This window comes from Mesorhizobium sp. P171375, assembly GCF_057786075.1.
The window spans coordinates 5,891,719-5,918,462 of record NZ_JBYNWF010000001.1 but is presented as its reverse complement, the minus strand read 5'-3'; the positions used below and the strand labels follow the sequence as shown (position 1 = coordinate 5,918,462).

The window sequence follows — 26,744 nt, the reverse complement described above, 5'->3', positions numbered from 1 at the left end:
GCCCGGGTCGCGGGACGGGCCGTTGGCCAGTTTCATGTCTTTTGATTTCTGGGAACAAAGCGACACAAGGAGAGGGTTTCGCAATGGTTGACTTTAATGAGCGCCTTGCAGCGCTGCGGGCGAAGTTCGCCGACAGTCTTGAGTTTCATGATCCGAAATTCCGCAAGGTTGGTGAGAAGATATTTAGTGGGGGAATCCGTCTGGCGCCGTATTCTGGCATCTCAACCTTTGCCAGCCTGCCATTGAAGACAATCGATTTTAACGCGCCCGACTTCGGCGATCTCCAGGTGGCGGTGGTCGGCGTGCCAATGGATCTTGGTGTAAGCAACCGGCCCGGATCGCGTTTCGGGCCACGTGCGATACGGGCAATCGAGCGGATTGGGCCGTACAATCATGTCCTCGAATGCGCTCCTGCGTTCGATCTCAGGATCGCCGACATAGGCGACGTTCCTTTCAAAAGCCGCTATCGCCTGGAGCAAAGTCACGATGATATCCAGGCGGCAATTGCGGCGGTCGTCGCTGCGGGCGTAATTCCCGTCTCGGTTGGAGGCGATCACTCGATCACTCATCCTATCCTCAGGGCCGTCGGCCGCGATCGCCCGGTTGGGTTGATTCATATCGATGCGCATTGCGACACTGGCGGCCCCTTCGATCAGACCAAGTTCCATCACGGTGGGCCGATGCGTAACGCGGTCCTGGACGGCGTGCTCGATCCCGCCCGGACAATCCAGATCGGAATTCGCGGCCCCTCGGAATATTTGTGGGAATTCTCCTATGCGTCCGGCATGACGGTCATCCACGCCGAAGAAATTTCGGGCCTTGGAATCGAAGCCGTGATCCGCAAGGCGAGGGAGATTGTCGGCGACGGCCCGACCTATCTTTCTTTTGATGTCGACAGCGTCGATCCGGCCTTCGCACCGGGGACAGGCACTCCAGAGATTGGCGGGCTCACGACGCGCGAGGTATTGGAGCTCATCAGGGGACTGAAGGGCGTCAATCTTGTCGGCGCAGACGTGGTCGAAGTGGTCCCGCAATACGACGCGACAACCAACACAGCGCAGGTCGGGGCTCAGGTGCTCTTTGAAATTCTGAGCCTGCTGACTTTTAGCCCTTCGCTCGCATGAGTCGGCTGTGAGCCTTTTTCGAATTGGGGAGAGCGTTGTCATGCTCGATAAGCGGAAGTTCTATATCGATGGCGAGTGGGTGTCCCCAATCGCGGCGCTGGATCTGGAAGTCCTGAACCCTGCAACCGAAAAGCCGATTGCCGTCATTTCCATGGGTTCTGAAAAGGATATCGCCAAGGCTGTCGAGGCAGCAAAGAATGCTTTCGCGTCCTATAGCCGAACTACTCTTGAAGAGCGCCTCCGGTTGCTCGAACGATTTCTGGCCATCTACAAACGTCGCTACGACGAGATGGCTGAAACCATCACGTTGGAGCTTGGCGCCCCAATCACCATGAGCCGCGAGCAGCAGGCCGATGTCGGTGTTGGCCATCTGCGGGGGTTCATCGATGCGCTGCGCGATCTGAAAGTTCGCGAAGCGCTGCCCAATGGCGATATCGTTCTGCGCGAACCTATCGGCGTCTGTGGTCTGATTACGCCATGGAATTGGCCGATCAATCAGATCGCATTGAAGGTGGTGCCGGCCCTCGCGACAGGGTGCACCTGCATCCTGAAGCCCAGCGAATTCACGCCTCTCAACGCGATGTTGTATGCTGAGATGATTGATGAGGCAGGCTTTCCCGCCGGTGTCTTCAATTTGGTCAATGGCGGCGCCGATTGCGGCGCGGCGCTTTCGAAGCACAAGGACGTCGACATGATGTCCTTCACAGGCTCTACCAGAGCAGGGATCGCAGTCAGCAAGGATGCTGCGGACACTGTCAAAAGGGTAACCCTGGAGCTTGGTGGCAAGTCCCCTAACATCGTTTTCGAAGATGCGGATCTCGAAGAGCGCATTTCCGCCAGTGTCGCTGACTGCTTTAATAATTCCGGCCAGTCCTGCGATGCTCCGACGCGCCTTCTCGTGCAGCGCTCTGTCTATCAAAGGTCAATCGAGATAGCGCGTCGCGCCGGCATGGCCGCCGAAGTTGGGGATCCCATGAAGGAAGGGGCGCATATTGGGCCTCTGGTGAGCGCCGTTCAGTTCGACCGTGTCCAAACCTTGCTCAACGCTGCGATCGACGAAGGAGCGAAATTGATCGTTGGCGGCCCGGGCAAACCGGAAGGCTTCGAAGCTGGTTACTTCGTGAAACCAACTATCTTCGTCGACGTCGAGAACGGGATGCGCATCGCAAGGGAAGAGGTTTTCGGGCCGGTTCTTGCCATCATTCCGTTTGACACCGAAGAGGAAGCCATAGCCATAGCGAATGACACGGCGTACGGCCTCGCAGCCTATGTGCAGACCGGTGATCTTAAGAGAGCTGAAAGGGTGGCAGCGCGCCTGCGGGCTGGCATGGTGCATATCAACGGGGCGCCGCACCGCTACGGAAGCCCATTCGGGGGCTACAAGCGGTCCGGCAATGGCCGCGAGGGCGGCAAGTTTGGTCTTGAAGATTTTCAGGAAGTAAAAGCAATTCACAGACCTGCGTAGCCTAAAGTGTTGATTGCCAACGTGGAATGACCGGAAAACACAAGATATTTTCACCGAAAATCGATCATGTTTGAACCACCCCTTGCACTTTAGCAGGGACTTTGGAGGGACCGACATGGCGTTATTAAGCGTAAATCGGACGCGGTCATTTTTGAAAGCATTTATCGATTCGGGAGATTGGTCGCGGGGCCGGCCTGTCCCGCAATACCACTTGCGAGTATCTGCGGGCGTGTCGGGCCGAAGTTCAGGTGCCGGATCGTCGCCAGGCAGATCGCGGCGCACGCAAAATCGCGCGGCGTCTCGGCGGCCGATTTCGCGCTGGCCCGGGTGCTCAACAACCGGCCTATCACGACGACCATCGCCGGTCCGCGCACCGAGGAACAGTGGGAAGCGGCGGAAGCTGCAGGAAATCGGCAGCCTGCCCCCTGGCGCCGGGTCTTTTCTGTCCCGGCATTCTTTCTGGCGGAGCCAGTCAGGCGTCGCTACGGCTGGCCGCGTCGGAGGCCTCTGCCTTTCGGCGCCCCTGCTTGCGGCCCCGCAGCGAGCTGGAGGGTCGTTCCATGTCCATCAACAGATTTATCGCCCGTTCGGCGAAGCTGAGTGCCGCTACAAGGGCCGTCACTGCTGCGTCGAGGTCCCTGCGCCGCATCGCCTGGAATATCTCGACCAGATGAACGTGGATCTTGCTGACAAAGACCGGCGCTTCAAAGATTACGTTCGAAGGAGGGGCGACATGCACCCAGGCATATTCGATCATTTCGATCAGGGCGCTTGATCCGCCGCTCCGATAGAGTTCCATCAGCATCGAATTGAAGCGCTGCGCATAGCCGACGGTGCGACCCTTCTCCAGCTCGAGCCTCAGCGCTTCGGCCTTGTCTATCAAACTCGTGAGCTGCTGAGGTGTGATCCGGCTATAAGCCCTCTCGAGAGCCAGCGTCTCGAGGCGTACCGTCACTTCATAGAATTCGCTAAAGCGGCGTTGGGAAATGACGGGAACGCGCGCCGAGTGGTTTTCCTTGACGGTCAGCACGCCCTCATCGCCAAGCCTTTTCAACGCCAGCCGCACAGGCATAGGACTGACGCCGAATTCAGCCGCAAGATTTCTGATCTTGAGCATATGGCCCGCGGGCCAGCGACATTCCATGAGGTCTCTGCGGATAGAATTGTAGATTTGGTCAGCGATGGTTTCCTTGCCGCCCTCCGTCAGTTTCTTATCATTCATATGTCCCGAACTTTCCGCAGTCTTGATCTCTAAACCGTCCATTTTGATCAAACTTGCCCTCGCTGCAAGAGCGCAAACGCTCAGGCATCGTCGTGAAAATATGGTAGCGAAGCCCGCCAACCTACCAATAGAAGGCGCGCCATGATCCGCGCTGCGAGGTCAGATGGCGCGTTGGCCAGGGTCGATGCCATAAGGACGTCGGACAAAGCAACCATGGGCAGGAGACAAATGCTCCTCCCCATGGTCTCGCTGCGTTTCGGGAGCAGCCAGCGGGATTCTTCGATCATCGTTCCTGAAGAAATGGCAGATCCGTGGCAGTTGGACACTGGAGGCTCTGCGACCTCGGTCGCGATGATGCCTCCGCGACCTCTTCCGTCATCTGATCCAGCCACTCCAGACATCCCGGTTCTTCGCCATCCATTCAACGGCCACATCGTCGGTAGCCTTGCCGTCGACTTCTTGAAGTTTGATCGCCGCTGCCATCTCATCCGTGCTCATTTTGAGCTTCTTCAGGATTTCGATCGCGAAGGGTTCTTTCGCTTCGAATGACTTGTTGACAAGCTTGAAGACTGCATCCTCGGGTGCGGCGCAGTCGCGCGTCGCTTCCGGATTTGGGCCCCAGGCGGGATCGTCATAGCAGGCCTGCTCGAAGGTCGGCAGCGCGATGAAGCTGCCCTGGTCGCTTCCATAGAAGCGGGAGTGTCGCTTCCGCCGTCCGCCGATTCGACCACGCGTCTGCAGAGTGGCGCGAGTTTGGAGACGGCCCAGTCATGGCACATCGCCTACATCGATCATGCCCGCTACGCGAACGCCTTGCGCACCACCAAGGCCGGCGCTTGCTTTGTCTCGGAGCGCTTTGCCCATATAGTGCCGGCCGGCACCATTCCCATCATCGTCCGGGATCCCCGCCTGGTCTACGCCAGGGTCCTTGCTCGACTGCATCCCGAGGCGCTGCGGGCTGCCCCCTTTTTTGCAGCGCCAATGCCACCGAGGGATGTTTTGTGCATCCATCAGCGCAGATTGGAGCCGGCGTCGTGCTCGATCCCGGCGTTGTCATCGGAGAGCGGGTGTTCATCGGCGCCGGCACCACGATAGGTGCCCATGTGGTTCTGGGGCCGGACGTGGTGATCGGCTGGGATTGCTCCATCGGTCCCAGCGTCACCATCACCCATTGCAACATGGGCGATCGGTCCATCGTTCATGCGGGAGCCCGCATTGGTCAGGATGGTTTCGGATTCGCGATGAGCATTTCAGGACATGTGAAGATACCGCAACTCGGCCGCGTCATAATCGGAAACGACGTCGAGATCGGAGCCAACAGCACTGTCGATCGCGGCAGCGGGGGCAACACCGTCATTGGAGACGGGACGAAGATCGATAACCTCGTTCAGATTGCGCACAATGTACGGATTGGACGCCATTGCGTGATTACTGCCCAGGTCGGGATCGCGGGCTCGCCCGTGCTGGAGAACTGCGTTGCGGTGGGCGGCCATAGTGCCATTGCTGGCCATCTGAACATTGGCCGGGGCGCTCAACTTGCCGCAGCATCGCGGCTCATGAGAGACGTGCCGGCAGCCGAACGCTGGGGCGGAATGCCGGCCAAACCTCTGCGAGAATGGTTCCGCGAACAAACAACCCTTAGGAAACTGGCGAAGCATCGCTCTGGGCTTTGACTCTGTAGCCACCCATTGATCGAAACCTGTGAAGATTAGGTATCAGAGGGTGAGGTGCTCATTTGGAGCTCTCACCGGGTTCGCCACCGAATACGAGAACATACGAAGGAAACGGGTTGGCGAACCATCCGCTAACGTATTGATTTTGTGTAGAAAACGTTGACCCTCCGGACCCACCAACTTGTTACAAATCAGTGTCTTACGTTTAATTCTTTGAGTTTTAATTGAGTGTTTTCGGGTAAACCTCTGCCTGTTGGGTGAAATGGTTTTGGGGCCGTTCGTCAATTTCTCCGTCTCGTTGATGGCAACCGTCACACGTAGCTCAACACTCCTTGGCTTCGAAAGACCCTTCAGCGATGCGTGCGGTATTCGGCGGCAACGACGTGCAATTAGGGGGGCCGAACTCGGCGAGAACTGACTATCCCGCCTTCGCAAAAAGGGCCATGGCCATCGTTGCGCGGACAGCTACTCCTTCAGGCTGCGCAGCCGAAGCGATCGACCCTGAAATCGTCGAGCGGCGTTTCGCAACGGTCGGTCATGATGAGCTCGGCCATGGCATCGCCCACGCCCGGACCGAGCTGGAAGCCGTGTCCGCTGAAGCCGAAAGCGTGGAACAGGCCTGGCGTCGTCGCCGAGCGTCCCATGATCGGCAGCATGTCTCTGACATAACCCTCGCAGCCGGACCAAGTGCGAATGACCGTAGCCTGCGCGATCGCCGGCAGCAGCCGCGCGACGGCGCGCGATTGCAATGGAAGGCGCATGGGATCGGCGCTGGCGTGGCCTGGATCGAGATTCACCGCTACTCTTTCGGCCGCTCCGCCGAAGACGATGTTGCCCCGCTCGACCTGACGCAAATAGGCGCCATGGTCCTGGTTGCGCGTCCAGATGCCGACCACCGGCAAGATCTGATGCGGCAGCGGCTCGGTCACGCCCATCTGCGGGCCACGGGCGTCGAGCGGAACCGCTTCGCCGAACTGCGCGGCGATGCGCGCGCCCCAAGCACCGGCGGTGTTGAGCAGACACTCGGCGGCGAATGCACCTTTTGAACTGGCTACAAGGAAGCTGGAGCCCGTGTACCGGATCGTCTCGACCTCAGTCGCCTCGACGATTTCGGCGCCCAGCCTGCGGGCTGCCTCGGCAAAGGCCGGTGCGATCAGCCGGGGATTGCCGCTGCCATCGTGCGGCGAGAACGACGCCGCAACAGCATCAGGACCGAGACCGGGAAAACGGGCGCGAATCTCGCGTCGGCTGAGCTCCGCCAGCTCAAGCCCCCAGGGCAGCGCCGCCTCGGCATAGGCCCGCATGTCGGCGAGGCTATCTTCATCGAAGATCAGCCGGATATGGCCGGTAGCGCGGAATTCCACGTCGCGGCCAAGCATTTTTTCGGCCTCGCCCCACAGCCTGAGCGAGCGATGGGCCAGCGGAAGCTGGGACAGATGACGCCCCGTGCGCCGGATGTTGCCGAAGGAGGCAACCGTTGCTCCAGTGCCGATCCGGTTGCGCTCGATCAACGTCACGCGCGCGCCGTGCAGGGCCAGGAAATAGGTCGAAGCCGTTCCCATCAGTCCGCCGCCCAGCACGATCACATCCATGGCGCCCTCTTGCAATGAATCATTGACCAATCTTGTCGGCGCCACGGCATTGCGTCAAAGATGGGTTTGGATAGAAGCCATAAGCTTTACCTATGGAGTAGCAATGCGGGCCCGGCAGCTCGAAGTGTTCATCGCTGTTATGCGCGCGGGCACCGTGACCGCCGCGGCGCGGCTGCTGAACATCTCCCAGCCTGCTTTGAGCCAGATCCTGCTCCACGCCGAGGACGAACTCGGCTTCACCTTGTTCGAGCGGGTGAAAGGCCGGTTGCGACCGACCCCGGAGGCGCTCGAGATCTTCCCTGATGCCGAGAGGTTGTCAGCGGGGCTTGAAGGCTTGCGCCGCAAGACCACCGATCTACGCTTGGGTCGGGCAGGGCTGGTGCGGGTCGCCGCCTCACCGCCGCCGGCCATGGCTATCTTGCCGCGTGCATTCACCAAATTCCGGGCCCAGCATCCCAACATAATGTTGCGCGCTCATAGCGCGCCGATCGCCGCCATCGTCGACATGCTGCGAGCGGGCGACGCCAGCCTCGGCGTGGCCATGGACGACCGGCTCCCTCCGGATATTGAGGCGGAGGTGATCGGCAGCATCGGCTTCGCATGCCTGCTGCCCGCCGGGCACGCGCTGCAAAAGAAAGCCGAACTGACGCTCGCCGACCTCGTCGGGGAGGAGTTGATATCGTATCGCGGCAACACCCGTCCTGCCGACGAACTGGCCCACGCTGCCCGCGCGCAAGGTGTGACGCTTTCGCCGTCGCTCGAGATCGACGTATCCATCTCCGCGGTCGGTTTTGTCCAGGCCGGTCTGGGCATCGCCTTGGTCGACGCGCTGCTGCCTTGGCATCAGTTTGCCGGGCTTGCGGTCAGGCTGCTGACAGGCCCGGAATTTCCGATCGCGCTTCTCACCTCGCGGACGCGGGCCCTTTCACGCGCCGATGAGATGATGCGCGATGAGATCCGCGCGGCCTGTGCCGCCGTCCTGAATGAGCATCGCGCGAAAGCATAAGCAAGACTTATATCCTTGCTCATCATACGTCTTGGACCCGCACCATCCGGCATGCCAATTTGCTTGGCAGACAGGAAGGACGCATCATGGATGGTGTCATCACGGCGGATAAGGCGCAGAACAGAGCCGACTGGAAGGTTGGCGTCGATATCGGCGGGACATTCATCGATTTCTGTGCGCTCGAAGCAAATTCCGGACGCCTCGCCTCGCTAAAGGTGCTGACGACGCCAGAAGATCCGGGCGCCGAACTGATGACCGGTCTTACCCTTCTGGCCGTGCGCGAAGGTTTTGATCCTGCCCATATGACGCGCTTCGTGCACGGCACCACCGTCGGCATCAACACGATCATCCAGCGCAAGGGCGCGCCGCTGGCGCTGTTCACCAATGCCGGCTTCGAAGACGTGATCGAGCTCGCGCGGCTGCGCATGCCGGACATGTATTCTCTGTTCTGCTCGCGTCCGGACCCGCTGATCTCGCGCGACATGGTGTTCGGCATTCCGGTCCGCATGCGCGCCGATGGAAGCGAATCCCAGGCGCCGGACATGGCGGTGGTGGCCAGCGCGGTGGCAGCGGCGAAAGCGAATGGGGCGCAGGGGATCATCGTCTCCTTCCTCCATTCCTGGCGCAACGCCGCGCAGGAGGCTGCCGTCAAGGCGACGATCGCACGTCTCGCTCCCGACCTCTTCGTCTTCTCTTCGGCCGAGGTGTGGCCGGTCATCCGCGAATACGAGCGCAGCTCGACCGCCATTCTCAACGGCTATGTCCATCCGCGCGTCTCGGGCTATCTGACGGCGCTGGAAGAGCGGCTGAAGGACCGCGGCGTGCCGGCCCGCCCGATGCTGACGAAGTCGAACGGCGGGCTGATGAACGCCGCCGAAGGCAAGCACGCCTGCGTCAACATGTTGCTGTCGGGAACGGCCTCCGGTGTCATCGGCGCCTCGTGGCTGGCGCGCCAGGCAGGCGAAGACAGGATCCTTACCCTCGACATCGGTGGCACCTCGGCCGACTTCGCGCTCATCATCGACGGCGAGCCGCAGTTTGGCACCGGCGAACTGATCGGCGAATTTCCGCTCCATATCCCCTCCGTCTCGGTGAGCTCTATCGGCGTCGGCGGCGGCTCGATCGCCAGCGTCGACGCGCAAGGGGTGCTGCGCGTCGGGCCGGAGTCGGCGGGTTCGACGCCGGGACCGGCATGCTACGGCCGTGGCGGCGAGCGGGCGACGGTGACGGACGCCATGGTGGTGTGCGGATGGCTCGGCCACAGCGAGATGGCCTACGGCCAGCTCAGGATCGATACCGGACTGGCGCATCGCGGGGTCGGCGAGCTTGCCGCCCGGCTCGACCGACCGGTCGAGCAGACCGCGCAGGCGATCCTCGACATTGCGGTGTCGGAGATGTTCGTCGAGGTCGAGAAACTCGCCTCGCGCGCCGGCGTCGACTTGCGCGATTTCACGCTGATGCCCTTCGGCGGCGGAGGCCCGATGCTCGGCGCCTTCCTGGCCCGCGAACTCGGGATGAAGCGCGTCATGGCGCCCCGCCGTCCCGGCGTGGTGTCGGCGCTGGGCGGGTTGGTGGCGGATCTGCGCGGGGACTTCATCCGCACCATCTTCAGCCCGCTGTCGAGCATGTCGCTTGCCGGAATTCGCGAGGCCTTCGAGGCCCTGGCACGTGAGGGCCGTGACTGGCTCGCGGCGCAACGTCATGACGGGGAGGCGGAGCTCAATTTGTCCTGCGACATGCGCTATGTCGGACAGAGTTATGAGATCGAGGTCCTCCTTTCACCGGAATGGCTGACGGACGGCAATGCGGCCGCCATCGCGCAGGCCTTCCACCTCACCCATCAGCAGCTCTACGATTTCCACGACCCGGACGGCGAGATCGAACTTGTGAATGTCCGGCTATCCGCCGTAGGCGCGGGGCCGAAGCTCTCTTTCCTGGAGACAGACGAGATCCGTGCCGCCGCCGTTCCGGCGCGCCGGCTCCCGGTCTATACGGGCGCTGGCGTCGAGACCGTCGACCTCCACGACCGGCAGGCCCTGGTGCCGGGCAGCACGTTCCACGGGCCTGCGGTGGTCGTGCAGGAAGACACCACCTTCGCAATTCCCGCTGGAGCACAGGCACGGGTCGACCGTCACCTCAACCTTTTGCTGACCTTCCCGGAGTGATGCCATGTTTGACCGGACAAATCTGCAGGTTCTGGCGAACCATGCCCGCGCGGCGGCCGAGAACATGGCCCACACGCTGCACCGCACTGCGCACTCTGCCTTCGTCAAGGAGACGCAGGACTTCACCGTGATGCTGATGGATCGTTCGGGCGCGACCTTCGCCGTGCCGATGGACCTCGGCGCCACCTGGTATCCGGGGCTTTCGTATCACCGCGCCATCGCGATGGTCGACGACTACCGGCCGGGCGACGTTGCGTTCACCAACGATCCCTATTCGGGCCACGTCGCCACGCACGCGCCCGACACGCATCTGTGGAAGCCGGTCTTCGTCGATGGCGAGATCGTCGCCTGGACCGGAGGGCATATCCACAACACCGACATGGGTGGCGCGGTGCCGGCTTCGCTCAGCCGGGCGCTGACCGAGATCCATCAGGAAGGCATTCGCTTTCCGCCGATGAAGCTGGTGAACGAGGGCGTCTTCGACGAGACAATACTGCGGATCATGAGCACCAATGTGCGCAAGCCCGACCTCAACATCGGCGACATCAAGGCGCTGGTCGGCGCGCTCAACACCGGCGAGCGCAAGATCCAGGCGATGGTGAGGAAGTTCGGCAAGGCCGGCTTCATCGAAGGCGTTGCCGCGCTTCTCGACCATGCGGAGGCGCAGGCGCGCGACGTGCTGCGTTCGATGCCCGACGGCACCTGGGAATTCGCCGACTATGCCGACGAGGATTCCGTCGAGGCCAATCCGTGCCGGCTGAAGCTGACGCTGACGATCAGGGGCGACGAAGCGGTGCTCGACTTCACCGGCTCCGATCCGCAGCTCGGCTCCTCGCTCAACGTGCCATCAGGCGGCGACCCGCGACACACCATGCTGCTGGTGGGCGTCTACTACGTGCTCTACACGCTCAACCCGAAGATCCTGCTCAATACGGGCCTTATCAGGCCGTTCACCTGCATCACGCCCGAAGGTTCGGTGCTCAATCCGGTCCATCCCGCCGCAGTGGGCATGCGCTCGCTCACCTGCGCCCGGCTGCGGTCGGTCATCTTCGGCGCCTTCTCGCAAGCCGTGCCGGAGCGCCTACCAGCAGCACCCGCCGGCAACAACTGCATCGTCAACGTCATGACCACGGACGAGCGGACCAGCCGGACCGTCATCGCGGCGGTGAACCCCGTGGTGGGGGGCGGTGGTGCGATGCCGCATCGCGACGGCACCAACGGATCGGGCGCCGACGCCGCCTATCTCAAGAACACGCCGATCGAGATCACCGAGACCGAGACCCCGGTCGAATTCGTGAAGTACGGGCTCGCCAGGGACAGTGGCGGTGCAGGGCGCTGGCGCGGCGGCCTGGCGACCGAGATGGCCTTCCGTGTCTTCGCCCCCGACTCCAGGATCACGGCGCGCAACCGGGACCGCAGCTTCTTTCGTCCCTGGGGTGTGCTGGGCGGCAAGGCGGCCGGCCTGTCTGACATGGTCGTCAATCCGGGGACCGAGCACGAGCGGCGGCTGGGCAACATCGACACGGCGGTCCTGCAGCCTGGCGACGTGCTTGATATCCGCTCCGCCGGCGGCGGCGGGCGCGGCGATCCGCATGAGCGCGAGCCCTGGCAGGTCGCGCAGGATGTGCGGCGCGGCTATGTGTCACCGATTGTTGCCGAGCGCGACTATGGCGTCGTCATTCGCGATGGCGAGGTCGACGAGCAGGCGACCGCGAGGCTGCGCGCGGGGCACAAGCCGTCCGCCGGCCATTTCCATTTCGGTCCGGAGCGCGATGGCTACGAAGCGCAGTGGACGCCGGCGGCCTATGACCTGCTGACCGCCATACTGCGGGACTTGCCGATCCACTGGCGGTTTTTCGCCAAGACGGAGATCTTCCGTCGCATGAAGGGGCGCTCGGGACCGGAAGGCGTCCAGGCGGCGTTCGATGCGGTCTGCGAACGGTTCCCCGAACTGCCCCGTCCTCACAGCGTGCGAGAGGCAGCGGAATGATCACCGCTGGCCGCATCGTCCGGCTGGCCGAGCGCGACCGCGCAGTGGTGCATTTCTTTCTCGACGGTGAGATGCGCGGCGCCCTTGCAGGCGATACCGTGCTGACCGCCATGCTGGCATCAGGGTACGCCTTGCGGAGCTCCGAGTTCGGAGCCGAGCCGCGTGCTGGCTTCTGCCTGATGGGAGCCTGCCAGGATTGCTGGGTATGGCAGGACGACGGACCGCGGCTGCGGGCGTGCTCGACACTTCTCAGCGAAGGCATGCGGTTGCGCACGATGCCATCGGAGAGCTGGCTGTGAGCGAGACCCCGTCGCCGCGGATCGTGATCGTGGGCGCCGGTCCGGCTGGCATAAGGGCCGCCGCGACGCTTGTGGAGGCCGGGCTCCACCCGGTGGTGATCGACGAAGGGCAGCGCGCAGGCGGACAGATCTATCGCCGCCCGCCCGCCGGGTTCACCCGCACCGCGAAGCAACTCTACGGGTCGGAGGCGGCGAAGGCGGACGCGCTGCATGCGCTGTTTGACTGGCTGGCCAAAGAGGGGCGGCTCACCCATTGCGCGGCGAGTTCGGTTATCGCCGCGCAGAACGGGCGACTGCACGTGCTGGGGGAGGGCGGCGTGCAGCTAGTCAGCTATGACCGCCTGATCCTTGCCACCGGCGCATCCGACCGTGTCGCTCCGGTCCCGGGCTGGCAGAGCGCCGGCGTCTACAGCCTCGGCGCCGCGCAGATCGCGCTCAAGGCGCAGGGCGTGGCGCTTGGGCGGCGCATCGTCCTGATCGGATCGGGGCCTTTGCTGACGCTGGTCGGCGCCCAGCTCGTCAAAGCTGGAGCCGATGTGGCGGCGGTGCTGGACACTTCTCCCTGGCATCAGCAGATGCGGGGGCTCTGGCAGCTTGCCGCCCGGCCGCTCGTCACGCTGCGCGGTCTGGCCCTGCGAGCAAGGCTCGGCGGCCGCTACCATGCGGGCGTGACGCTCGAGCGGATCGAGGCTGACGAAAAAGGTGTCACGGCGATGCGTTGGCGCGACGCCGGCGGTCGGGAGCACCGCACCCCTTGCGACATGATAGGCATGGGCTGGCATCTGCGGGCAGAGACGCATCTGGCCGACCTTGTGGGGTGCGCCTTCACCTATGACGAGCAGTGGCGGCAATGGCTGCCGAAGACCGACGAGATGGGTCGGGCCGGCAACGGCGTTTATCTGGCGGGCGATGGGGCTCGTCTTCTGGGAGCGGACGGCGCGGAGATCGCGGGGCGTCTCGCGGCGGCGGCATGCCTTGCCGATCTCGGAATTCCGGCGCGGTCCACCGGCGGCGATCTGCGCAAGCTTGCGCGGCTCGAGCGCTTTGCCCGTGGCCTGGCTTGCGCCTTTCCCTGGCCGGCAGCGATGGCGCGGGCACTCCCCGACGACGCGGTCGTTTGCCGCTGCGAGAACGTGACTGCCGGAGCTGTACGCGAGAGCGCGGATTTCGGCGGCGGCGAGGCCAACAGGGTGAAATCGCTGTCGCGCGTCGGCATGGGGCGATGCCAGGGGCGCTACTGCCAGTTGGCTGCCGTTGAACTTGTTGCGGCGCAAGCCGGCTGTGCGCCCGGCGCTGTCGGCCGGTTTCGCGGGCAGGCGCCTGTCCGCCCGGCACCTATCGGTGCCTTTCTCCGGGACGGTTGATGCAATTCCGGAGGCCACACCAGGATGGCATGGATCACATCCTAGAAATCGGCAACCTTTCCCCAGGCCGAAGCATCGAAGCGCCGGGGATCATAGGATGTCGGATCGACGATCGGCTCCGCTCCAGTCACCAGGTCGGCGACGAGATGCCCGGCGCCGGGCCCGATGCCGAAGCCGTGTCCCGAAAATCCGGCAGCCAGGAAGAAGCCCGGAACGCTGTGGATCTCGCCAATGGCGGGCACGCCGTCCGGCGTGCTGTCGATGTAGCCGGCCCAGGCCGCATTGATCCTGGTCTGGCGCAGTGCCGGCAGCAACTCGAGCGCCCGGGCGTGGGTAAGCCGAATGGTCGCGCGATCCGGGACCGGATCGAGGATACGCATCCGCTCCATCGGCGTCGGCTGGTCAAGCCGCCAGCGCCGCAGCGTTTCGTGGCCCGAGCACATGCCCTGAAGACCGCCGGGCGCGAGGCTTCGCCACCGCTTCAGGAACATCGGCAGGAACTGCGAGGAGAAGCGCAGCTGCTGCGGCGTAACGTCGACGCGGCCGCGACCGCTTATGGCGAGCGTGTAGCCACCATCGCTGCGACGCGTAGCCGAGATCCTTGCCGTGTGCAGCGCATCCGGAAGGCCCTCCGCGCCCGGCGAGACGGACAGGATGGAGGAACGGATCGACGCCTGCGGAAAGCGGAAGCCGAACTGCCGGCAGAAGGAGGAGGCCCAGGCGCCGCCGGCCAGGACGGCCAGCTTCGTGCGGATCGTTCCGTTTTCGGTGACCACGCCACTCAGGCGGCCACCCTCGGTCTCGATACCGCGCGCGGCGCAATTCTGGTGCACGGAGCCGCCCAGCTTGAGGATGCCGCGGGCGACAGCGGGCGCGGCCCGCGACGGATCGGCGGTGCCGTCGGTCGGCGAGAAGACGCCGCCTTTCCAGGTCCGGCCGGTGGCGCGACCGCGCTCGCTGGCCTTGGCGCCGTCGAGCATGTGCGTGGTGACGCCGGCCGTCCTGGCGAAGTCACGCCAGCGCGCCCAGCCGGCCAGTTCCGCCTCGTCATCGCTGAGATAGAGCAGGCCACAGCGGCGAAAGCCGGTGTCCTCGCCGGTTTCCGCCGCGAAGCTGTTCCACAGATCGAGGCTTCGGGTTGCCATCGGCAACTCACGGGCGTCGCGGTTCTGCTGGCGGCACCATCCCCAGTTCCTGGAGGATTGTTCGGCGCCGATGCCTCCCTTTTCGACGAGGGCGACCTGCATGCCGCGCCTGGCCAGATAATAAGCCGCGAAGACGCCGACGATGCCGCCGCCGATCACCACCGCGTCCGCGGACTGTGGCAGTTCGCCAGATGTCTCGATTTGCTGCAATTGAGCGCGCATGGTCTCTGCCTCGATACGCCAATCTAACGCGTTCCGCAGGCAGCCGCTGCTGCAGTTGAGGCCGAGGCAGTATTTTATTCCGGCAGCTCGGCTGAAATCGGAAGTCGCTGCGTTTCAAAGTGGTGTCGGCTTGGATGGACAGGCCGGCCGGCTGTGGTAGTGTCGATGGCTGTTGATACGGCAGCATTTTGTGCTGTGGCGTGCGTTCTTCGGAGACGGCCGTGAAACTGGATCGGATCGACATCAAGATTCTGCACGAATTGCAGAAGAACGGCCGCATCACCAATGTGGAACTTGCCGATCTGGTGCATCTGTCGCCGAGCCCGTGCCTGATGCGGGTCAAGAAACTCCAGTCGGAAGGCTACATCGAAGGCTATTCCGCGCAGATCAATATCGGCAAGCTTGGCCAGACGCTGACCGTTTTCACCGAAATCACCTTGAAGAACCACCGTCAGATTGACTTCGCCCGCTTTCTCGCTGTCGTGGAGAAGATCGAGCAGGTCATCGAATGCCATCTTGTGTCGGGCGGCTACGATTATTTGATGAAATTCGTGACCTCCGGCATTAGTGAGTATCAGACGATCATGGAGCGGCTGACCGACATGGATATCGGCATCGACAAGTATTTCAGCTTCGTGGTGCTGAAGTCGCCCATCGTCAAGGCGCACATGCCACTGCCCAGCCTGTTTCCGATGTAAGCCCCCGCGCTTCGTCGCTCTACGTATCCGCTTCAAAGCAATTCCGGACGGGAAAGCGTCGCAGGCTTTTCCTGGGATTGCTCTTAGCGATGGCCGTACTGGCTGACGAGCTCGGGGTCGCGGACGAGGCCGTCGAGCCAGGTCGGGTCAAGCTTCGGCACGGAGGAGAACAGAAGCTTGGAATAGGGGTGGGTGGGCGCCGTCAGCTTGTCGGGCGTGATCTGCTCCACCCGCTCCCCGTTGTACATGACCATGATCTCGTCGCAGATGGCCTCGACGACGGAGAGGTCGTGGCTGATGAAGATGTAGGAGAGTCCCAGCTCGCGCTGTAGTTCCTTGAGCAGCTCGATCACGGCCGCCGCCACCACCGTGTCGAGCGCCGAGGTGATTTCGTCGCAGATGATGAGCTTGGGGTTGGCCGCCAGCGCGCGTGCGAAGTTCACCCGCTGCTTCTGGCCGCCCGAGAGCTCCGATGGATGACGGTAGCGCAGCGTCTTGGGCAGGCGCACCATGTCGAGCAGTTCGTCGACGCGCTTCGAGCGCGCCTGCCTGTCGAGCCGATGATAGAAGGCCAGCGGGCGAGAGATGATGTCCCCCACGGGCTTGGCCGGATTGAGCGCGGTATCGGCATACTGGAACACGATCTGCATCTCGCGCAGCTGGTCCTGGCTGCGTTTCCTGGCGGCGCGCTGCAGTTCCTCACCGTCGAAGACGATGTCACCGGCAGCCGCCGGATGGATGCCGGCGATGACGCGCGCTAGCGTCGATTTTCCGCAGCCGGATTCGCCGATGACGCCGAGATTGCGCCCTTTCTCGACAACGAGGCTGACGGAATCGACGGCGCGGATAAGTGGCAGTCCGTCATCCCGCACCGCGCCATAGCCAGCCGTCACATTGTCGATACGCAGCAGCTGTTTCGTCCCGGTATCCGCGTCTGCATGTGCTTGCCGCGGCTTTGGTTCGAAGGCGGCCAGCAGTTCGCGCGTGTAGGGGTGCTGGGCGTCCGAAAGGATTTCCGCCGTGGTGCCGGTCTCCTGCACTTCGCCGCCTTTCAGCACCACGATGCGGTCGGCGATCTGGGCGACGACCGCGAGGTCGTGGGAAACATAGACACCCGCTATCCCGCCCGCCCGCATGACCGACTTGAATGCCTTCAGCACGTCGATCTGCGTCGTCACGTCGAGTGCTGTCGTCGGCTCGTCGAAGATCATCAGCTTGGGATCGCCGATGAGCGCCATGGCCGCGGCCAGCCGCTGCAATTGCCCGCCCGAAACCTGGTGCGGATAACGCGCGCCGATCCCTTCCGGATCTGGTAACGACAAGGCCCGGAACAGCTCGACCGCGCGCTGGCGCGCTTGCTCGGGTGGCATAAGCTGGTGGATGCGCGTGACCTCGATGACCTGCTCCATGATCGTGGAGGAGGGGTTGAACGAGGCGGCGGCACTTTGCGGAACATAGGCAATGTCGGTGCCGCGCAGCCTGGCGCGTTCCTTTTCGGAAAGGGCAGCCATGTTCTTGCCGTTGACGTTGATCTCGCCGCCGACGATCCGGCAGCCGGGCCGCGCATAGCCCATGAGCGAGAGCGCTACCGTCGTCTTGCCGGAGCCGCTCTCGCCGATCAGGGCAACGATCTCGCCGTCGGCGATGTCGAAGCTGACGCCCTTGATGATTTCGACAAGCCGTCCGGAGTCGGTCTTCGCCTCGATCCTCAGGTTTCTGACCTCGACGAGATTGCTCATGCGTCTCGGTCCCTGATCTTCTGCGGCAGGTTGTCGATCAGCAGGTTGACGCTGATGGTGAGGCTGGCGATTGCCAGCGACGGCACGATGACGGCGGGGGCCGCGAAGGGCAGGCCGCCGATGTTCTCGCGCACCAGCGCGCCCCAGTCGGCGAGCGGTGGCTGGAGGCCGAGTCCCAGGAAGGACAGGCCGGAGAGCAACAGCACGATGAAGACGAAGCGCAGGCCGAAGTCGGCCAGCACTGGGCGGATGATGTTGGGCAGGATCTCGGAGCCGATAAGGTAGGCGGTGCTCTCGCCACGGACACGGGCGACGGTGATGAAGTCCATGGTGTTGATGTTGACGGCGAGCGCGCGCGCGAAGCGGTAGGCGCCGGGGACATAGATGATGGCCAGCGTCAGGATCAGCACCGGGATCGACGAGCCGACCGCAGCGACGACCACAAGGCCGAACAGCTTGCTGGGGATGGAGTTCATGGCGTCCAGGAAGCGGCTGAGGCAGGTGTCGAGCCAGCCACCGGTGACGGCCGCGATCATCCCCAGCACGACACCTGAAAAGCAGGCGATGGCGACGGCGGCGAGCGATATGCCGACGGTGTAGCGGGCGCCCATCAGAACCCGCGAGAGCATATCGCGCCCAAGATAGTCCGAGCCGAGCCACAGTCCCTGGCGCATCGGGCCGAAATAGTCGTCGTCGACAATGTCGCCGATCGAATGGGGAATGACGTAAGGCGCCAGGATCGCGATGAGCGTCCAGGCCAGGATGACCAGCGCGGCCACGACGCCGACGAGGCTGTAGCTGTGACCCAGGAAGGACCGTTGGGAGGTTGTCGCGCGCGCTATCGTCATCTGAGCCTCGGGTTGGACATGATGGCGACGATGTCGGCGGCGGTGATGAGGAAGAGGTAGCCGAGGCAGAAGATCATCGCGCAACTCTGGATAAGCGGCAGGTCACGGGTGGCGACGGCATCGACCATCAGCTTGGCGATGCCGGGATAGTTGAAGATCGTCTCGACGATGATGACGCCGCCGACCAGATAGGACAGTGAGAGCGCGACAGCGTTGACGATTGGCCCAAGAGCATTCGGAAGTGCGTGCCTCAGCACCATGCGGCCGCGCGAGGCGCCTTTCAGAAGTGCCATCTCGACATAAGGCGTAGAGAGCGTTTCGATCACCGCGGCGCGGGTCATGCGGATCATCTGGGCGGAGATGACGAAGGTGAGCGTGATCACCGGCATTGCATAGATGCGCACGAGGTCGGTCAGCGTATGCGCCTCGTTGACCGAGGACAGCGCCGGCAGCCATTTCAAATAAACGGCGAAGAGCAGGACCGCGAGGGTCGCGACCATGAATTCCGGCACGGAGATGACGCCGATCGACAGGATGGTGACGGTGCGGTCATAGACGGAGCCGCGCAACATCGCGGCGGTGATGCCGAGCGTCAGCGCCAATGGCACCGAGAGCAGCGTGGTGATGCCCGCGAGTTTCATGGTGTTGACCAGGCGTCCGCCGATCAGTGTCGCGACCGGCATCTCGTTGGCATAGGAGGTGCCGAGGTCGCCGTGGAGCAGGCCAAGAAGCCAGAGCAGGAAGCGCAGGATCGCCGGATCGTTGAGATGCATGGCCTCGCGCAGGCCGGCGACCGCTTCCGGAGTCGCCGCCTGGCCGAGCAGGATCGACGCGGTATCGCCAGGCAGCATGCTGGTGGCGAAGAACACAGCGAACAGCACGATCAAAAGCGTGACGGCCGCGATCCCCAGCCGCTTCAGCACGAGGTTGAGAACCCCAGACGTCATGGAAGCGCTCCCCGCGGTTGCGTAGGCCAAACAATCTTGCGCAATGAAGTGCCGGGGGCTGGCTGACCGGCCCCCGGCTGGCTTCTCTCAGGCTTCGAGCCAGAGATATTCCACCATTGCATAGCCCATCATGCCACCGAGCGGGTTCGCTTCCAAACCCTTCACCTTGCTGGAGAGGGCGTCGACGTTGGAAATGTAGGCCGGGATGATGGTGCCGGCCTCCTCGGAGACCATAGCCTGCATCTGGCCGTAGATCTCCTTGCGCTTGGTCTGATCGAGCGAGCCGCGCGCCTCGATGAGCATCTTGTCGAACTTCTCGGACTTGTACTGGCTTTCGTTCCACGGCGCGTTGGAAGCGTAGAGGAGCGAGAACAGGATGTCCGGCGTCGGGCGCGGATTGATGTTGCCGAAATGGATTGGCGCCTTCAGCCAGTAATTGTCCCAGTAGCCGTCGGCCGGGACGCGCTGGACGTCGAGCTTCATGCCGATATCCGCGCCGGCGGCCTGGATGATCACCGCCATGTCGATCGACGAGGTCGCCGCGTCGGAAGCGATCACCGGGATGGATTGGCCGAGCAGGCCTGCCTTCTGGAAGTGGAACTTCGCCTTGTCCGGGTCGAAAGCCTTCGGTTTGACGTCGGGATTGTGGAAGATATTCGCCGGCGAGACAGGCTGGTCGTTGCCGATTTCGCCGAGGCCGCGCAATGCCGATTTGACGATCTGCTCGCGGTTGACGAGATACTTCATGCCCGCCACGAAGTCGGCCTTGCTGCCTGGATCCATGTCGAGCCGGATGTTGAGGTCGGTGTAGTTGCCCGAAGTCGTCTTCGACAATTCGAAGCCCTCCTGGCCGCCGATGAGTTTCATCGCACGCGGATTGATCGAGGCTGCAAAATTGATGTCGCCCGAAAGCAGGGCGTTGACGCGGGCGCTGTCGTCGCTGATGGCGATGAACTCGAAAGAGTCGAGATAGGGCTTGCCCGACTTCCAGTAGTTCTTGTTCTTGGTGACCACCGAACGCACGCCCGGTTCGAACGTTTGCAGCACGAAGGCGCCGGTGCCATTGCCCTTGGAGAAGTCCGTGGTGCCGTCCTGGACGATCATGAAATGGTGCAGCGCCAGGATGGTCGGCAGGTCGGCATTCGGGTCGGCGAGCGTGATTTCGACGGTCGACTTGTCGACCGCCTTGAAGCCGGTCATCTGTGCGGCGATCTTGGCGACCTTGGAGCCGACCGCTTTGTCGAGATGGCGCTTCAGCGAGAAGACGACGTCGTCGGCGGTGAGGTCCTTGCCGTCGTGGAAGGTGACGCCCTTGCGCAGCTTCACCGTCCAGGTCTTGGCGTCCTTGCTGTCGAAGCTTTCAGCCAGCTCCATCTGCGTGACGCCATCCTTGTCGAGGAAAGTCAGGCGGTTGTAGAGCGAGCAGCAGCGGACATAGTCGGTGGAGAGCGACGCCTTTGCAGGATCAAGCGTGTCGGCGGTCGATGACGACCAGCCGGCGGCTTTGAAATTTCCGCCGGAAACCGGCTCAGCGGCAACGGCATTGGTGGCGCGGCCGAGTACCAGGCTACCCGCGGCAACCGCGGCGCCGCCGGCCAACAGCATCTTGAGAAGTTCGCGGCGGCTCGCGCCCCGCCGAATGGCATTTTCGACCATGGCATCGTCTGCGCTGGTCCAGTTCGTGATCTTGTCGGTCATGTTATTCCCCTTTCTGTTTGTGTGGTCGGGATGCTCGTCTTGTTGCGGCTTTCCGGGCTTGGGCTCAGGTTCGTTCCTTCAGGCTTTCCCGCACGGCCGCCGCCAACGCGGCCATTGAGGTGAAGTGGTGGTCCGGCACGGTGAAGCGCCCGGGTTCGATCGTGCCGCCATAACCCTTCTGGGCGTGCCGGCGCTCGATCCAGCAGTTGGTCATGCCAAGCGCCCGGGATATGCCGATGTCGTGGTACTGGCTTTGGGCGACGTGCAGAATGTCGTCCTTGCTGTCGCCGCGAGAGGCGACGAAATCGAACACCTTCTGGAAAAAGGCCGGGTCCGGTTTCTCCGTGCCGGTGTCGTCAGCGGTGAAGGTAGCGAAGAAGGGCAATCCCAACCGCTTCTCGAAATGATCGAGCGCCCAGCGCCGGGCATTGGTCATGGCAATCAGCTTGTGGGATTTCGCAAGCTCGGCCAGTGCCGCCGCGCTGTCGGGAAAGCCTTGCCAGGCGCTGGCGGAGTCTCGCAGCCGGACGCCGTATTTCTCCTCGGTCGGCAGGCCGAGTTGCGGCGCGATAACCATGTAGACACGCACGAGATCGTCGGGAAACAGGGCCGCATCGGGCATGTAGCGGGCCTGCCGATACAGGGCCAGCGCGGCTTCGCCATCGATCGCAACGCCGGCGTCGGCGGCAATCCCGGCCAGGCAGGTCGTGATGCCGCCTTCGAAGTCGATCAGCGTGCCGACGACATCGAAGGTCATGTATTTGAATTCGCTAAAGCCCCTGGCCAAGACTGGCTCTCCTCTGCGCGGCCGAATTGCATGGTGCTGAACAGAACAAAATTTCGTGCTGTCCGGGGCATCGGCCTTTTCAAGAGCCCGGAAATTCGAGCCCTCTGGCCTTGTCTTAAGGACAGTCTGGCACTTCCCCCGCGCTGGATTCGCCGAAAAGGCGCAGGGCTGCGGCATAAAATTGCGAAATCGTTTGGCCCGGCGCTATTTCGAAACACGTGGTATTCGTCGCCCGTCATGCCAGGGCTTGGCGGACATCCGCATCGTCCAGCGTCTGGTCAAGCGTCCGGCGCGTGCGCTCGATGATCGCATCGATGTCGTCGTCAGTGCAGCAGAGCGGGGGAGCGTAGCCGATAACCCCATGCGCAAACGCACGGACGATCAGGCCGTTGTCCCAAGCCCTGTCGAAGACGCGCCGCGCCGCCATGGCCGAAGCCGGAAGTGGTGTCTTCTTCTTTTTGTCGACCACCAGTTCGATCGCGGCAAGCATGCCGCGACCGCGCACATCGCCGACAAGAGGGTGGTCGCTCAGGCCTGCCAGTCCCGCCATCAGGCGAGCGCCGGCCCTGATGCCATTCTCCAGAAGGCCGTCTTCGTAGAGCCTCAACACCTCGAGCGCGACGGCGGCGCTGACGGGATGGGCGGAATAGGTGTAGCCGTGGCCGACCGCAGAAGCGCCCGCGCCATCGGCGATGACGTTGTAGACATGATCGGCCATGAACACGGCACCCATAGGAACATAGCCCGAGGTCAGCCCCTTCGCGGTCGTCATGAAGTCGGGAACGATGTCCTCCTCCGTGCAGGCGAACAGGGGGCCGGTGCGGCCGAAGCCGGTGATCACCTCGTCGGCGATGAACAGGATGCCGTACTCCCGGCAGAGTTCGCGTATCGCCTTGATCCAGCCCTTCGGCGGGACGATGACGCCGCCTGAGCCCTGGATCGGTTCGGCATAGAAGGCGGCGACCCGCTCCGGTCCGAGATCCTCGATCTTGGCCTTCAATGCGGCGAGCGATGCGGCGATGATCGCGTTCCCGTCCTCGCCTACCGGGTTGCGATAGGGATAGGGGGAGGGGATCTTGTGTTGCCATTCGAAGGGAATGCCGAAACCGGCGTGAAAGGCGGGGAGCGCGGTCAGGCCGGCGCCGACCACCGACGACCCGTGATAACCCTGCTCGATGGAAATGAACTGGTCGCGTTTCGCCTCGCCCTTGGCATTCCAGTAGTAGCGGACGAAACGGATCGTGCTGTCGACCGCGTCCGACCCGCCGAGCGTGAAATAGACGTGATTGAGATCCCCGGGCGCGCGCTCAGCTAATTCCGAGGCGAGGCGGATGGCCGGCTCCGAGCCGAGGTCGAAATAGGCAGTGGCGTAGGGGAGCTCGCGCATCTGCCGGGCCGCAGCCTCGACGATGCTGTCATGGCCATAGCCGGCGTTGACGCACCATAGTCCCGCAAAACCGTCGACGAGTTGCTTGCCGGACGCATCGGTCACGGTCGCGCCCTTCGCCGATTTCAAGACGCGCACGCCGAGCGCCTCATGGCCGCGGTATGATGAGACAGGATGGATGAGATGGGCGCGGTCGAGTTCGATCAGGGAATTGGCGAGCATTGTTGTCCTCCGGATTAACCGAGCGCCTGGTTGGCGAGGGCGTAAACTTTTGGCCGGGCCTGTGCCGCGTCCTTCCTGGACGGACGGTCCATGGTCACGCCGCCGCCGACATGGGCGAGGCCGATTTCCCCGAGCCAGTCGGCGATGCCGGCCCTGCTGTCGGTATCCACACGCAGGAAGGCGCCGGGGCGCGATGTGGCGAAGAAACTGATGAGTGCCTTGGCGTCCTCGACATTTCCGGCGATGACCGGGCCGATCACCTCGCCGCGTCCGAACGGGCGTATCGCGGCATAGCCTTCGATGGCGCCATTGCGGCGGATGACCGCGAACTGGCCGCGCTCGGCCAGCGCATCGATCAGAGCTTCACGGTCGGCGCCGTAGGCCTCGCGGTCCAGCGCCTTGATCTCCGGCAGATCGTCTGCACCTGCTGCTTCCACACCGTCGGCCGCAGCAAGCTCTGCAACCTTGCCCTGGTGCTGCAGGATCGTGCCGGAGGGCACAAAGCCCAGTTTCTGATAGAGAGGCATGCCGTCGGTCGTCGCGACGAGCCGCAATGGGCGGTCTCCTGCCAAGTCAAAGGCCTGTTCCATGAGCCGGCGCCCGAGCCCCTTGCCCCGCACGTTCCTGTCGACGATCACCATGTTGATCATGGCGCACTCCGCGCCGTAGGGCGTTACCAGGATGGTTCCGGTGACGCGGCCCTGGTCGTCGAGCGCGACCGCGCCGCTCGAGAGCTGCAGCGCCATCTGCCAGTCCTGCGGGCGATGCGGCCAGTTCTCCTGGCGAGAAAGCGCCACAGCGCCCTCGATATGGTCCGGCCCGAACGCCTGGATTTGGATCTCGCCCTGCTGCATAGGCTTCCCTTCCGTCTGATGCCAAGTCTCGGCCATCGGCGCGCCGCAGATCGTCTGAAGGTCTTGGCTTGGGCAGTATCTTTCGCCGTAGCACAAGGGGTGCGCCGCATCTTGTGCTGGCGCCCTCCGCGATGAGTGCGCCTTAGGTCGCGAAAGGCACTCTCATTGGCCGTCAAGATGCTACAGCGTGCCAAACCGGATGGCGGATACGGAACTTTCTGCTTTCGGGAGGCCCATTTCGGTCAGGTGGCTCGTCGCCTGCCGGCTTATGATGAAGTGCATCGCAAAGCTTGTGTGCTTCCACGGGAGATCGACAGACATGGCTTCTTTTCGGCCCAAATACATCACCTTCGACTGCTATGGCACGTTGACCAATTTCCAGATGGCGGAAGCGGCGCGCGACCTTTACGGCAGCCGGCTCGACGAGCAGCGCATGCAGGAGTTCATCAAGAACTTCGCCGCCTATCGGCTCGACGAGATCATGGGCGACTGGAAGCCCTATGCCGACGTCGTCCACAACGCGCTCGAGCGCGCCTGCAAGCGCAACGGCGTCGCCTTCAGCGCCGACGACGCCAGGATGGTCTATGAGCGTGTCCCGACCTGGGGGCCTCACGCGGATGTTCCGGCCGGCCTGGCGAAGGTGGCCAAGGAGATTCCGCTGGTCATCCTCTCCAACGCCATGAACGCGCAGATCATGTCCAATGTCGGGAAACTCGGCGCACCGTTCCATGCCGTCTACACGGCCGAGCAGGCACAGGCCTACAAGCCTCGCTTCCAGGCTTTCGAATACATGCTCGACATGCTGGGCTGTAGCCCGGAGGATATTCTTCACTGTTCGTCTTCGTTCCGCTACGACCTGATGTCGGCACATGATCTCGGCATCAAGAACAAGGTCTGGGTCAATCGCGGCCACGAGCCGGCCAACCCGTACTACGGCTATGTCGAGATATCAGACATTTCGGGTCTTCCAGGCGTGATTGGTCTTTGAAACAGGCGGGTTGCCAATGAAGTTCGTCTCCTACTGGCACGACACGGCTCCCGTCTTTGCCGGCGGGGCGCAAGGCCCGGTCGAGGGGCACTACGATACCGCCATCATCGGTGGCGGCTTCACCGGTCTCGCCGCCGCGCGCCAACTGGCGAAGGCCGGCGCGAAGGTGGCCGTGCTGGAGGCGGAGCGGGTGGGCTGGGGCGCATCAGGTCGCAATGGCGGACACCTGAACAACGGCCTCGCCCATGGCTACCTCTCGGCCAAGGCGGAACTCGGCAAGGAACGCGCAATCGCGCTCTACCGGGCGCTTGACGACTCCGTCGACACCATCGAGGCGCTGGTCGCCGAGGAAGGCATCGACTGCAATTTCCGCCGCGCTGGCAAGCTGAAGCTCGCCTCCAAGCCACAGCATTTCGAAGCGATCGCCCGCAACTTCGAAGCCCTCCATGCGGAAGTGGATCCGGATACGGCGCTGCTGTCGGCCGCCGACCTCAAGTCCGAGATCGGTTCGCCCTTCCACGGTGCGATGCTGTCGAAGAAGAGCGCCATGATGCATATGGGCCGCTATGTGGCAGGCTTGGCCACGGCCGCCGCCCGCCACGGTGCCGTCATCCACGAAAACGCGGTTGTGACCGACCGCAAGCAGGCCGGTGGCAGGCATGAGCTGACCACCTCCCGCGGCCGGATCAGCGCCGACAATGTGGTGGTTGCGACCGGCGCCTATACCACGCCGAATTTCGGCTATTTTCGCCGCAGGATCATCTCCGTCGGCAGCTTCATCATCGCCACAAGGCCGTTGAACGACGCCGAGATCACTGCCACCATGCCCGGCAACCGGACATGCGTGACCTCGATGAACATCGGCAACTACTTCCGGCTTTCGCCGGACAAGCGCCTGATCTTCGGCGGCCGCGCGCGCTTTTCGGCGACCTCGGACCAGCGCTCCGACGCCAGGAGCGGACAGATATTGCAGGCGGGCCTCGCGGCGATCTTCCCGCAGCTCGCCAAGGTCGAGATCGACTATTGCTGGGGCGGGCTGGTCGACATGACCAAGGACCGTTTTCCGCGGGCCGGCTACCAAGACGGTGTCTGGTACGCGATGGGCTATTCCGGCCACGGCGCGCAGCTTTCCACCCATCTCGGCATGATCCTGGCTGATGCCATGCTCGGCCGCGAGGACCGCAATCCGATGAAGGGGCTCGAGTGGCCTTCCATTCCCGGCTATTCCGGCAAGCCCTGGTTCCTGCCTATGGTCGGCCTCTATTACAAGGCGCTCGACCGAATTCAGTGATCGTCGATCCGGCCTGGC

At 63.2% G+C, this 26,744-nt stretch carries 23 protein-coding genes and 1 pseudogene; 13 read left to right on the top strand and 11 right to left on the bottom strand.

Annotation, left to right across the window (positions count from 1 at the left end):
• Positions 1–83 precede the first annotated feature (83 nt).
• The 3 genes and pseudogenes from speB to ACYHH6_RS28820 form a co-directional block, all read left to right on the top strand.
• Positions 84–1,124, top strand: coding sequence for an agmatinase (gene speB / locus ACYHH6_RS28830; RefSeq protein ID WP_352583387.1), 1,041 nt, complete (start codon positions 84–86; stop codon positions 1,122–1,124).
• Positions 1,125–1,164: 40 nt separating this feature from the next.
• Complete coding sequence (locus ACYHH6_RS28825) at positions 1,165–2,589, top strand: aldehyde dehydrogenase family protein (RefSeq protein WP_352583389.1); 1,425 nt, start codon at positions 1,165–1,167, stop codon at positions 2,587–2,589.
• Between the two features lie 258 nt (positions 2,590–2,847).
• Positions 2,848–2,979 (top strand): annotated as a pseudogene (locus ACYHH6_RS28820) (aldo/keto reductase); the annotation flags it as partial.
• Positions 2,980–3,061: 82 nt separating this feature from the next.
• On the opposite strand, the gene ACYHH6_RS28815 reads toward ACYHH6_RS28820, so the two are convergent.
• Positions 3,062–3,811, bottom strand: coding sequence for a GntR family transcriptional regulator (locus ACYHH6_RS28815; RefSeq protein ID WP_488500496.1), 750 nt, complete (start codon positions 3,809–3,811; stop codon positions 3,062–3,064).
• Between the two features lie 375 nt (positions 3,812–4,186).
• On the bottom strand, positions 4,187–4,471 hold the full coding sequence (locus tag ACYHH6_RS28810) for a glycine betaine ABC transporter substrate-binding protein (protein WP_488500518.1): 285 nt from the start codon (positions 4,469–4,471) through the stop codon (positions 4,187–4,189).
• A gap of 39 nt (positions 4,472–4,510) precedes the next feature.
• On the opposite strand from ACYHH6_RS28810, the gene ACYHH6_RS28805 reads away from it, so the two are divergent.
• Positions 4,511–4,906: an LpxD N-terminal domain-containing protein gene (locus ACYHH6_RS28805; RefSeq protein ID WP_352583391.1), complete on the top strand. Its 396-nt coding sequence runs from the start codon at positions 4,511–4,513 to the stop codon at positions 4,904–4,906.
• On the top strand, positions 4,846–5,484 hold the full coding sequence (lpxD, locus tag ACYHH6_RS28800) for a UDP-3-O-(3-hydroxymyristoyl)glucosamine N-acyltransferase (RefSeq protein WP_352583393.1): 639 nt from the start codon (positions 4,846–4,848) through the stop codon (positions 5,482–5,484). The genes ACYHH6_RS28805 and lpxD overlap by 61 nt, the downstream gene beginning before the upstream one ends.
• Positions 5,485–5,957: 473 nt before the next feature.
• Here the strand turns inward: lpxD and ACYHH6_RS28795 are convergent, their stop codons facing one another.
• Positions 5,958–7,076, bottom strand: a complete 1,119-nt coding sequence (locus ACYHH6_RS28795; protein WP_352583395.1) for an NAD(P)/FAD-dependent oxidoreductase — start codon at positions 7,074–7,076, stop codon at positions 5,958–5,960.
• Between the two features lie 103 nt (positions 7,077–7,179).
• Between ACYHH6_RS28795 and ACYHH6_RS28790 the strand changes: the two genes are divergently transcribed.
• The 5 genes from ACYHH6_RS28790 (at position 7,180) to ACYHH6_RS28770 (ending at position 13,900) form a co-directional block, all read left to right on the top strand.
• Positions 7,180–8,082, top strand: a complete 903-nt coding sequence (locus ACYHH6_RS28790; RefSeq protein ID WP_352583397.1) for a LysR family transcriptional regulator — start codon at positions 7,180–7,182, stop codon at positions 8,080–8,082.
• 86 nt (positions 8,083–8,168) lie between these two features.
• Positions 8,169–10,247: a hydantoinase/oxoprolinase family protein gene (locus tag ACYHH6_RS28785; protein ID WP_352583399.1), complete on the top strand. Its 2,079-nt coding sequence runs from the start codon at positions 8,169–8,171 to the stop codon at positions 10,245–10,247.
• Between the two features lie 4 nt (positions 10,248–10,251).
• The gene (locus tag ACYHH6_RS28780) at positions 10,252–12,237 is read left to right on the top strand and encodes a hydantoinase B/oxoprolinase family protein (protein ID WP_352583401.1); all 1,986 of its coding nucleotides are present in this window, start codon (positions 10,252–10,254) and stop codon (positions 12,235–12,237) included.
• Positions 12,234–12,536, top strand: coding sequence for a (2Fe-2S)-binding protein (locus ACYHH6_RS28775; RefSeq protein ID WP_352583403.1), 303 nt, complete (start codon positions 12,234–12,236; stop codon positions 12,534–12,536). The genes ACYHH6_RS28780 and ACYHH6_RS28775 overlap by 4 nt, the downstream gene beginning before the upstream one ends.
• On the top strand, positions 12,533–13,900 hold the full coding sequence (locus ACYHH6_RS28770) for an FAD/NAD(P)-dependent oxidoreductase (RefSeq protein WP_352583405.1): 1,368 nt from the start codon (positions 12,533–12,535) through the stop codon (positions 13,898–13,900). The genes ACYHH6_RS28775 and ACYHH6_RS28770 overlap by 4 nt, the downstream gene beginning before the upstream one ends.
• Positions 13,901–13,941: 41 nt before the next feature.
• Here ACYHH6_RS28770 and ACYHH6_RS28765 read toward each other — a convergent pair whose 3' ends face one another.
• Positions 13,942–15,267, bottom strand: a complete 1,326-nt coding sequence (locus ACYHH6_RS28765; RefSeq protein ID WP_352583407.1) for an NAD(P)/FAD-dependent oxidoreductase — start codon at positions 15,265–15,267, stop codon at positions 13,942–13,944.
• A 221-nt stretch (positions 15,268–15,488) separates the two neighbouring features.
• On the opposite strand from ACYHH6_RS28765, the gene ACYHH6_RS28760 reads away from it, so the two are divergent.
• A complete protein-coding gene (locus ACYHH6_RS28760; RefSeq protein WP_192259777.1) occupies positions 15,489–15,965 on the top strand; it encodes an Lrp/AsnC family transcriptional regulator in 477 nt (158 codons plus the stop codon).
• An 83-nt stretch (positions 15,966–16,048) separates the two neighbouring features.
• Here ACYHH6_RS28760 and ACYHH6_RS28755 read toward each other — a convergent pair whose 3' ends face one another.
• The 7 genes from ACYHH6_RS28755 to ACYHH6_RS28725 all read right to left on the bottom strand — a co-directional run bounded on the left by ACYHH6_RS28755 (position 16,049) and on the right by ACYHH6_RS28725 (position 24,447).
• Positions 16,049–17,704 (bottom strand): ABC transporter ATP-binding protein, encoded by a 1,656-nt coding sequence (locus ACYHH6_RS28755; RefSeq protein WP_352583409.1) that lies wholly within the window; start codon positions 17,702–17,704, stop codon positions 16,049–16,051.
• Positions 17,701–18,552, bottom strand: coding sequence for an ABC transporter permease (locus ACYHH6_RS28750; RefSeq protein ID WP_352583410.1), 852 nt, complete (start codon positions 18,550–18,552; stop codon positions 17,701–17,703). Before ACYHH6_RS28750 ends, ACYHH6_RS28755 begins: the two co-directional genes overlap by 4 nt.
• Positions 18,549–19,499, bottom strand: a complete 951-nt coding sequence (locus tag ACYHH6_RS28745; RefSeq protein ID WP_352583412.1) for an ABC transporter permease — start codon at positions 19,497–19,499, stop codon at positions 18,549–18,551. Before ACYHH6_RS28745 ends, ACYHH6_RS28750 begins: the two co-directional genes overlap by 4 nt.
• Before the next feature lie 87 nt (positions 19,500–19,586).
• The gene (locus ACYHH6_RS28740; RefSeq protein ID WP_352583413.1) at positions 19,587–21,197 is read right to left on the bottom strand and encodes an ABC transporter substrate-binding protein; all 1,611 of its coding nucleotides are present in this window, start codon (positions 21,195–21,197) and stop codon (positions 19,587–19,589) included.
• 64 nt (positions 21,198–21,261) lie between these two features.
• Positions 21,262–21,954 (bottom strand): HAD-IA family hydrolase, encoded by a 693-nt coding sequence (locus ACYHH6_RS28735; RefSeq protein ID WP_435053237.1) that lies wholly within the window; start codon positions 21,952–21,954, stop codon positions 21,262–21,264.
• Between the two features lie 265 nt (positions 21,955–22,219).
• Positions 22,220–23,593, bottom strand: a complete 1,374-nt coding sequence (locus ACYHH6_RS28730; protein WP_352583416.1) for an aspartate aminotransferase family protein — start codon at positions 23,591–23,593, stop codon at positions 22,220–22,222.
• A 14-nt stretch (positions 23,594–23,607) separates the two neighbouring features.
• Positions 23,608–24,447: a GNAT family N-acetyltransferase gene (locus ACYHH6_RS28725; protein ID WP_352583418.1), complete on the bottom strand. Its 840-nt coding sequence runs from the start codon at positions 24,445–24,447 to the stop codon at positions 23,608–23,610.
• 319 nt (positions 24,448–24,766) lie between these two features.
• Here ACYHH6_RS28725 and ACYHH6_RS28720 point away from each other — a divergent pair, with 319 nt between their 5' ends.
• Positions 24,767–25,435: a haloacid dehalogenase type II gene (locus ACYHH6_RS28720; protein WP_352583420.1), complete on the top strand. Its 669-nt coding sequence runs from the start codon at positions 24,767–24,769 to the stop codon at positions 25,433–25,435.
• Positions 25,436–25,451: 16 nt separating this feature from the next.
• Positions 25,452–26,726 carry an NAD(P)/FAD-dependent oxidoreductase gene (locus tag ACYHH6_RS28715; protein WP_352583422.1) on the top strand — a complete coding sequence of 425 codons (1,275 nt, stop codon included), beginning with the start codon at positions 25,452–25,454 and terminating at the stop codon, positions 26,724–26,726.
• Positions 26,727–26,744 lie beyond the last annotated feature (18 nt).